Raw genomic sequence first — 8,571 nt, 5'->3', positions numbered from 1 at the left:
ACCCCGCCCTACGCAAGGTCATGGCCGGCTTCTTCGAACTCGTCGGCCACCAGATCGACGAAGTCGAACGCATCCAGCAGCGCTGCGCCCAGCGCGTCAAACGCTTCACCGCCTTCGGCACCATGGAACAAAGCCGCGGCGTGGCCCGCCAACTCAACGAAGCCATCGGCGCCGCCCGCGCGCTTCTCAAGTCCTCGTTCACCGACTCGCGCCTGGACATCGACGTCCCACTGGCCCGCCACGCCATCAGTTCCGTTGGCGCACTGAGCTTTAAGATCGGCGACCTGTCCAACCCCAAGCCCGCCAAACCCGGCGGCACCGAGGTCGACCTGACCAGCTTCGCCGCGCTCACCACCCAGGTCGACGCCCCCGCCATGTCCGACATGCTCAACCACGCCCTGCGCGACGGGCCCGTGTCGCTGCCCGACGCCGTCGCCATGCTCGACACCGCCTACCTCGGCCACGTCATCGTGCTCTGGTCCTGGGCTCTGACACAGCCCAACCCCCAAGACACCGAATCGACCACCGTCCGATTCCGCTCCCTCGACGGCCGCGACCGCGAAATCGCCGTCCCCCGTTTGGCATTCACCGAACCCATCACCACTGTGGCTGGAGCCTCTGTATGACGACCGAAGCCGATATCGACTTCTCCCCAGGCCGCCCATCCGTCCAGCTGACTGAGGGTGCGCGCCGAATCATCGGGTGCCGATAGACCATCTACAACGCGCTGGTCGAGCGCTGCTATGAGGGCACGCTGGCAGTTGCCTTGCGCAAGCAGGACGCCAAGAAATCTTCGGCACTCAGAACTCAACAGCGCCGGGCCCACGATCGGTATCCCCGTGAGCAGAGTCGGGTCGGCGAACTTCGAGTAGTCGGTGCTCTGAGCAAGCTCGTCGAGTCGCGACAGCGGTCTCCCCGCCGCCTTCATCCTTGACACCCGCTAGTGAATGTCGTTATTCAACATGCGTTTTCAACAAAGTTGCCAGCAAATGATCCTGGTCCTGGGCGGCCATTCCGCGTCAGCGGATGCGGAACCGTGACCGCGCCGAGTTGACTTCGCTACCTCGAAAGTCATCCAAGCTCAAAACGATTGTTTTATGGTTGAAAGACTCACGGCCCGGACACGCTCCGAGCAGTCTGACCGCTCTGCCGAGAGGACGCCGTGACCGAACTGGTGCAAGCGCTCGTCGGTGGGATTCTGATCGGTGGTCTGTACGTCGCCATCAGCATCGGCTTCTCGTTGTCGTTCGGCGTTCTCGACGTCGTCGACCTCGCGGTCGGGATGTGGGTGGTTCTCGGCGCGTTCGCCGCGATCGTGGCCAGCGACGCGCTGGGGGTCGACGCGTTTCTACTGCTCCCGGTCGTGTTCATCGTCTTCGGCGCCGTCGGCTGGCTCATCGCGCCGCTGATCTATCGGGTCCGGACAAGCAAATACGCACTGCCAGCACTGATGGGGCTGGCGTTCACCTTCGGGCTCGCCACGCTGATCCGCGGCGGCCTGCTCACCGTGTTCGGCTACACGCCCCGCACCGTGCACACCGACCTCATCTCCGGCAACGTCGAGCTGCTCGGCATCACCGCACCCATGATCCGGGTGGCCGGCTTCGCCTTCGCAGTGGTCGCCACCGGCCTGTTCCTGGCGTTCCTGTTCTACACCCGCACAGGTCTCGCGATCCGGGCCACCGCACAGAGCAAGGAGAACGCCGGGCTGATGGGCGTCGACGTGAAGCGGATCAGCAGCCTGGTGTACGCCATCTACACCGGGCTCACCGCGGTGGCCGGCGCGCTGCTGGGCGCCATCTACGCGATGACTCCGGAGGTCGGCCTGCGCTACACACTGTTCGCGTTTTTCGTCGTGGTGCTGGCCGGGCTCGGCTCGGTGGTCGGGGTACTGGCCGCCGGACTGTTCCTCGGCGTGCTGCAGTCGGTGGTCACGACGTACGTGGGCGCCGATTACACACTGATGGTGGTCTTCGCGGTGCTGTTCGTCGCGTTACTGCTGTTCCCGCAAGGCATTTCGCGGCGAGGTCTGGCATGAGTAGGCCCGCCTCCGGGGGCAACCCGTACCTCAATCTCGGTGTGCTCGTCCTCGTCGTCGCGGTGCTGTGTCTGCTGCCGATGATGACGACGCCGTACTACATCCGGGTCGCCACCGGCGTCGCGTTGTGGGCCGGACTTGCGCTGTCCTGGAACGTGATCTGCGGGTACGCCGGCTATATCAGCTTCGGCCATGTCGCTTTCTTCGGCATCGGCGCGTACACCACGGCGATCCTGATGCAGCCCGACTACGCCTGGAACTTCTGGGCGACCCTTCCGGTCGCAGCCGTGGTCGCAGGCGCGGTTGCGGCGCTGGTCGGCTGGCCGGCGCTGCGGCTGAGGGGCGCATACTTCGCCATCGCGACCTGGGCGCTGGCCGAGGCGGTGCGCGAGCTCACCACAGTCGTCGAGTTCACCGGTGGCTCCGGCGGACTCACGACGCCGATCCGCCTCGACGACAACTTCTTCTACTACACGATGCTCGGCGCCTCGGCGATCGCATTCGCCGTGTGCTATCTGCTGCTGGAACGGTCCCGGTTCGGTTTCCGGGTGAAGGCGGCACGCGACAACGAGGCCGCCGCCCGCGCGCAGGGCATCAACACCACGCTGGTCAAGATCGAGGCCTTCGTGCTGAGCGCGATCATCCCCGCCGTGCTGGGTGGCATCAACGCGTACTGGATCACGTTCATCAACCCGGCCAGCGTGCTGAACACCATCATCACCGACCAGCTAGTGGTGATGGTGCTCGTCGGCGGGCTCGGGCACGCGTGGGGTCCGGCGCTCGGCGCGACCGCGTTGTACCTCCTGCAGGAGCAGCTTCGGGTCAGCTACGGCGAGACGACCGCATACATCATCATCGTCGGCGCGCTGGTGATGGCGGTCGTGCTGTTTCTGCCCGACGGGATCGTCAGCCTCGCCCGGCGCGCACGACGAATGCGGTTGGTACGCCAGCTACTTGGCCGCACCCGCGACGACGTCGCGCCTCGGCGAACGGACAGCGAGACCGAGGAGGCCAAACGATGACGGTGCTGGCGGTTGACGAGCTCGCCCGCTCCTTCGGCGGCATCCACGCGGTCGCCGGTGTCACGTTCGAGGTCGCGCAGGCGGAGATCGTCGGCATCATCGGGCCGAACGGCAGCGGCAAGAGCACACTCTTCAATCTGCTCACCGGCGCCCTGAAGCCCGACGCCGGCACCATCAAGCTGTTCGATCGAGACATCACCGGGCTCGCTGCCTACCGGATAGCCCGCGCCGGCCTTGGGCGCACCTTCCAGATCCCAGCGCTGTTCGTGAATATGACCGTGCGGGAGAACCTTTGGACTGCCGCGGTGCAGTTCGACTGGAACAATGCCCGCGCCGACGCGGACGCCGTGCTGGAGCGGCTGGAGCTCACTCACGTCGCCGACGACCTCGCGAGCACCTTGTCCGGCGGGCAGCAACGGCTGCTCGAGATGGGTCGAGTGCTGATGCAGAACCCGAAGGTCGCGCTGCTGGACGAGGTCGCCGCCGGGGTTCACCCGCGCCTGCGTCAGATCATGCTCGACGCCATCCGCACCCTGCGTGACGCGGGGACGACGTTCCTGGTGATCGAGCACGACATGGAGCTCGCGCAGGACATCTGCGACCGGATCATCGTGATGGATGCCGGAAAGATCGTGGCGCAGGGCAGCTTTGAGGAGATTTCACACGATCCCCACGTCATGGAGGCGTATCTGGGGGTGCCGACAAGTGAGTGAACATCAGGCCGCCAAGGACAGCGTCGTCACGGTCGACGACCTCGACGCCGGGTACGGCAGCGTGCAGATCCTGCACCAGGTGTCGATGACTGCTCGCACCGGCGAGGTCACCTGCATCTTCGGGCCCAACGGCTGCGGGAAAAGCACCCTGCTGAAGGCGATGGTGGGCGTGATCGACCCGTGGGCGGGCAGCGTCACGATCGACGACGACGATGTCACCCATCTGCCGTCACATCGCACCCTCGGCCGCGGACTCGCGATGATGCCGCAGGGCGGCGGCGTGTTCCCCCAACTCTCGGTGCGCGACAACCTGCGTATCGGCGGCTACACGATGCGCTCCCGGGAGCAGCTGGACCGGCGGATCGAAGAACTGCTGGAGGAGTTCCCGCGGCTACGCGAGCGGTATGCCGTGCAGGCCGGCCAACTGTCCGGCGGCGAACAGATGATCCTGTCGATCGCCCGCGCGCTCGTCTTGAACCCACGGTTCCTGCTGTTCGACGAACCGTCCGCCGGCCTGTCCCCCAAGCTGGTCGGCGACGTCCTGGTACGCGCCGCCGAGCTCGCCAAGCGCGGCGTCGGCGTAATCATGATCGAGCAGAACATCCGCGAGGCATTGCGGGTGGCCGACCGGATGTACGTCCTGGTGGGTGGCCGGAACCGATTCGAAGGCACACCCGACGACGTAAAGGACGACCGCGAGCTCATGCACGTCTATCTAGGTGGCCGTTGACCGATGCACTCGAGAGGAAAGATCATGTCCAACAACATCAATCGTCGACTCTTTCTCAGCCGGGCCGGCCTCGTGGTGGGCGGCGTGGTTGCCGGCCCGAGCCTGCTCTCCGCGTGCGGCGGCGACACGGGCGAGGGGGCGACCGACACGTTCAAGGTCGGCGCCGTGCTCGAGCTGTCCGGCGCATCCGCGACCGGTGGACAGATCGCCCAGCGCGGATACCAGCTCTGGGCCGACACGGTGAACAGCAAGGGCGGGCTGTCGATCGGCGACAAGAAGTACAACGTCGAGTTGGCCGTGCAGGACTGTAAGAGCGACCCTGCCACCGGCGCCGACGCGACGTCCCGGCTGGTCACCGAGGAAGGCGTGAACGCGATCTTCGGCGCTTACACCAGCGGCGTGCAGCTCGCGATGGACCCGATCTGCGCCAAGTACAAAGTGCCGTGCATCGCCGGCTCGGCGGAGTCGCCCGGCGTCTGGCAGAAGCAGCCCGCGTTCACCTTCGGCGTCATTCCTGCCGTCGACACCACAGCGGCCCGCTCGATCCAGTCGATCGTGGACACCGCGAATCCCAAGCCGGTCAGGGTGGCGGTCGTCGGCGCCAACGAGCCGTTCTCCGACGACACCGCCGAGGGCTTCCGCGCAGGTGCTGAGGCCGCGAAGCTCGAAGTAGTGCACTTCTCGCTGTTCCCGCCGAATGCCGACCTGGCGCCGGTCGCCCAGGTGGTCGCGGCGCAGCGGCCCGACATCGTGGCGGTCGGCGGCCACGACGTCCTGCTGGTTGACTTCGTGAAGGCGATGGCCGCGACCGGCTACACGCCGAAGGCGATCATCGAGCACTACGGGATCACAGATGCCTCGTTCGCGCAGGCGCTCGGCCGCCAAGCCGACGGCGTGATGGGGATCTCGGTTTGGTTGCCGACCGCGACTTTCAAGGACGACCTGTTCGGCTCGGCGGCCGACTACGCGAAGGCATTCGAGGATAAGAACGGCTCGCCGCCGGACTACACCGCCGCCGGGTGCAGTGCCGCGGGGCAGGTACTGCAGGCCGCGGTCGAGAAGCTGGGTGAGCCGCCGTCGCTGTCCGAGGAAGCCCGCGGCAAGCTGAACGAATTGATCGCCGGCACCGACATGACAACCTTCTACGGACCGATCAAGTTCGCAGCCGAGGGCGACCACTTCCACAACAACACCGCGCTCAACCCGATGCTGGTCCAGATCCAGGGCGGGCAGGTCAAGGCGATCGCGCCGCCGGACTCGGCGCAGGCGCAGATCATCTACCCGCTCGCCCCGCTGGGCTGAGCGCAGGCGCCGTCGCGACTGCGGGCCAGTTCTGTCCGGACAATGTCCGGACAGATGCTATGCTCAACTTATGAGCGATGGTGCAACCAAACCCCGGCGTCATCGCCTGGAGGTTCGCGTTACCCCAGAGCAGGACGCGCTGATCCGTCAGGCCGCAGACCTCGAGGAAACCACGGTGACGGCGTTCGTGCTTGACACCGTTACGTCGCGGGCGAAAGGGGTGGTGAAGCACCATCACGACTTGGTGCTATCGAACCAAGCATTCGACCGATTCATCGCCGAACTCGATAAGCCAGCCAAGCCAGTGCCGGAGCTGGTCGACCTGTTCAAGAACAACCCGAAGCTCCGCGAGGCGTGAGCCGCGCCTCGCGTGTCCTGCTCGAGCGGCTCGATGCCCACCACGACGTCAGCGCGTTCGACTCGGGAAACGAGGTGCTCGACGAATGGCTTCGCCGCCACGCGCTCGCAGCCCAACGCATGGACTCTGCGCGGACGTTCGTGGCAACACAAAGGGGTCGTGTTGTCGGCTACTTCAGCCTGACCATGGGCTCGGTGCTCCGAGCCGACGCTCCTGTAAAACTCGTTCGCGGCATGCCAGCGTATCCGGTCGGCATGGTGCTGCTGGCCCGCCTGGCAGTTGACCAGTCACAGCAGGGAAGAGGCGTTGGCGCAACGCTTCTCGCCGAAGCACTGCGGAAGGCAGTCGCTGCCGGGGAGGTCGCTGCCGCACGTCTCATCGTGGTTGATGCTGCCGACGAAGACGCGGCCGCTTTTTACCAGCGGTACGGTTTCGTCCGAACACCCGAGAATCCGCTCCGGCTTTACTGTCGTATGAAAGACGTTCGCGCCAGCCTCGATTCGTCCGCTGATGGATGAGCAGATCTTCGTCGACGTCACCACCACCTGGCCGCAGAACTCATTAGTTGTGCTTGCTTGTGAACCACGTATTGTTCGGGCGCGCAGCGAGTTTCAGCGAATCAGAAATGCGATCAGGATGACGCCCGCCACCCATTGCCATGTCCTGCCCGCGGGAGGACGATGAAGTGGTCCGGCGGCGCCGTCGAGACGCTGCCCCACATACAACGGAGGCAGATCATGTACGCACGAAGCACCACCATCCAGGGCCAGCCCTCGTCCATTGACGCCGGTATCGCGCATACGCGCGACAGCGTGATGCCCGCGCTCGAGGGAATCGACGGGTGCGTCGGCTTGTCATTGTTGGTCGACCGAACGTCCGGCCGCTGCATTGTTACCAGCTCCTGGGAGTCCGAGGAGGCGATGCGCGCAAGCGAGGAGTCAGTTCGGCCGATTCGTGACCGGGCCGCCGAGCTTTTGGGTGGTAGCAGGCAGGTCGAGGAATGGGAGATAGCTGCCATGCACCGCGAGCACCGCGCGGGTGAGGGTGCCTGTGTCCGCACCACTTGGGTCAAGGTCGACCCGGATCAAATCGATGGAGGGATCGATTTCTACAAGACGACTATCCTGCCCGCCCTCGAGGAACTGGAAGGATTCTGCAGTGCCAGCCTTCTCGTCGACCGAGCGTCCGGTCGTGGCGTGGCCGCAGCGACCTTCGACAACGCCGAAGCGATTGAGCGGAACAAGGACCAGTTGGACAGGATCAGAGCCACGGGCAGCCAGGAAGCAAACGCAGAGGTACTCGATCAGTGCGACTTCGAGTTGGCAGTCGCACACCTGCGTGTACCCGAGATGGTCTGACCGCGGGAGCCGGAGTTCCCCGACTGCTGCGGTGAAGTCAGGCCGATGCGAAGCAGATGACGACCCAGGTCGAACTCGTCGTCCTCAACCCACACCAGATAGTCCAGATTGAACTGGCTGTCGGCCAGCTTTGCTCGGAACTCGGGGATGGCGGCGATCCTCAGGGCCAGCTCGTCGCGAAGATGTTCAAAGGTGTAGCCACCAAGCACCGTCGAGGAGAGGAAACTCGCGTCGTAGTCGATGCTAGGCGCAATGAGGTGGCATCTAACCCCAATTAGGTCGAACTGCAACAAGTTCCGCGCGGCCGCACGTCGGACCCACGCGCGTTCCCGCGCTGACGCGGTGAAGATTGCCCGCGTACCGAGCGACAATCCCTGGCCTGCGTGTCGCGAAGGCGGCGTTGTCGCTCCGTACGCGGGCAAAACCAGAAGTGCCTGTTGGCGAGGTCTCGCCAACGTGGGCGAAACTCCCACCGCTGTCGAACGCTCCGCTGCGGCACCATCAGCAACAGCGTTCACACTGGTACCAGACGTCGGCGACACTGCGCAAACCCTTGGGAGCGCGAACATTCCGCTGACGTCGGCAAACGCCGAGGGCGATGAATTTCCCCACCGACACGACCCCTCCCCGCCCAGGAGATGTCGTCGCCGTGCCCTATGTTGGGGCCTCCGGACGAACGCACTGAATAGAGGAACGCAGGTGGACGACAACGCCGGGCTGTCGGCGGCCGAGCTGCTCGAGTTCAACCGCGACCTGCAAGGGTCCCGTGCGATCCGCCTGCTCGCCGCCACCAACGTCAGCCTCTACGCGACGCTTATGGAGCGCCACCTCAGTGACGGCGCTGTGCCCGAGACCGAGCTCGTCGTGCGGCTCGAACGCGACCTCGACGACCTCGACGACGCGCAGTCCGGCCTCGCGCTCATTAAGTCCTGGGCCGCCCAGGGCTGGCTGCATCGCATCGTCGACGAACGCCACGACCAGAACGTCTGCTACCTCACCCAGGACGCCCGGCGCGCGCTGGACTTCCTGCGAGGCATGCGCCGCCAGGAC

The 8,571-nt window shown here is 65.3% G+C and carries 11 protein-coding genes; 10 read left to right on the top strand and 1 reads right to left on the bottom strand.

Annotated features, from left to right (window positions below; all coding sequences use genetic code 11):
- The 9 genes from VFH65_RS14985 to VFH65_RS14945 all read left to right on the top strand — a co-directional run.
- On the top strand, positions 1-626 hold a 626-nt coding region (locus VFH65_RS14985; protein WP_353322474.1), incomplete at its 5' end, for a DUF3375 family protein.
- A 536-nt stretch (positions 627-1,162) separates the two neighbouring features.
- A complete protein-coding gene (locus tag VFH65_RS14980; RefSeq protein WP_353322473.1) occupies positions 1,163-2,038 on the top strand; it encodes a branched-chain amino acid ABC transporter permease in 876 nt (291 codons plus the stop codon).
- The gene (locus tag VFH65_RS14975) at positions 2,035-3,060 is read left to right on the top strand and encodes a branched-chain amino acid ABC transporter permease (RefSeq protein WP_353322472.1); all 1,026 of its coding nucleotides are present in this window, start codon (positions 2,035-2,037) and stop codon (positions 3,058-3,060) included. The genes VFH65_RS14980 and VFH65_RS14975 overlap by 4 nt, the downstream gene beginning before the upstream one ends.
- Positions 3,057-3,773, top strand: coding sequence for an ABC transporter ATP-binding protein (locus VFH65_RS14970; RefSeq protein WP_353322471.1), 717 nt, complete (start codon positions 3,057-3,059; stop codon positions 3,771-3,773). The genes VFH65_RS14975 and VFH65_RS14970 overlap by 4 nt, the downstream gene beginning before the upstream one ends.
- Positions 3,766-4,503 (top strand): ABC transporter ATP-binding protein, encoded by a 738-nt coding sequence (locus VFH65_RS14965; protein WP_353322470.1) that lies wholly within the window; start codon positions 3,766-3,768, stop codon positions 4,501-4,503. The genes VFH65_RS14970 and VFH65_RS14965 overlap by 8 nt, the downstream gene beginning before the upstream one ends.
- Positions 4,504-4,527: 24 nt before the next feature.
- Positions 4,528-5,805: an amino acid ABC transporter substrate-binding protein gene (locus VFH65_RS14960; protein WP_353322469.1), complete on the top strand. Its 1,278-nt coding sequence runs from the start codon at positions 4,528-4,530 to the stop codon at positions 5,803-5,805.
- Between the two features lie 70 nt (positions 5,806-5,875).
- Positions 5,876-6,163: a DUF1778 domain-containing protein gene (locus tag VFH65_RS14955; RefSeq protein WP_353322468.1), complete on the top strand. Its 288-nt coding sequence runs from the start codon at positions 5,876-5,878 to the stop codon at positions 6,161-6,163.
- Between the two features lie 74 nt (positions 6,164-6,237).
- A complete protein-coding gene (locus tag VFH65_RS14950) occupies positions 6,238-6,681 on the top strand; it encodes a GNAT family N-acetyltransferase (protein ID WP_353322467.1) in 444 nt (147 codons plus the stop codon).
- 219 nt (positions 6,682-6,900) lie between these two features.
- Positions 6,901-7,521, top strand: coding sequence for an antibiotic biosynthesis monooxygenase family protein (locus VFH65_RS14945; protein ID WP_353322466.1), 621 nt, complete (start codon positions 6,901-6,903; stop codon positions 7,519-7,521).
- On the opposite strand, the gene VFH65_RS32070 is transcribed toward VFH65_RS14945, so the two are convergent.
- Positions 7,467-8,090: a wax ester/triacylglycerol synthase domain-containing protein gene (locus VFH65_RS32070; protein WP_414688425.1), complete on the bottom strand. Its 624-nt coding sequence runs from the start codon at positions 8,088-8,090 to the stop codon at positions 7,467-7,469. The two genes, VFH65_RS14945 and VFH65_RS32070, sit on opposite strands and share 55 nt — an antisense overlap.
- Positions 8,091-8,220: 130 nt before the next feature.
- Between VFH65_RS32070 and VFH65_RS14935 the strand changes: the two genes are divergently transcribed.
- A partial coding sequence (locus VFH65_RS14935) for a DUF3375 family protein (RefSeq protein WP_353322465.1) occupies positions 8,221-8,571 on the top strand: 351 nt, incomplete at its 3' end.

The sequence above is a fragment of the Mycobacterium sp. genome (genome assembly GCF_035697385.1).
Taxonomy (GTDB): domain Bacteria; phylum Actinomycetota; class Actinomycetes; order Mycobacteriales; family Mycobacteriaceae; genus Mycobacterium.
The sequence above is the reverse complement of the archived record's forward strand: the minus strand, read 5'-3'. Positions and strand labels throughout refer to the sequence as shown.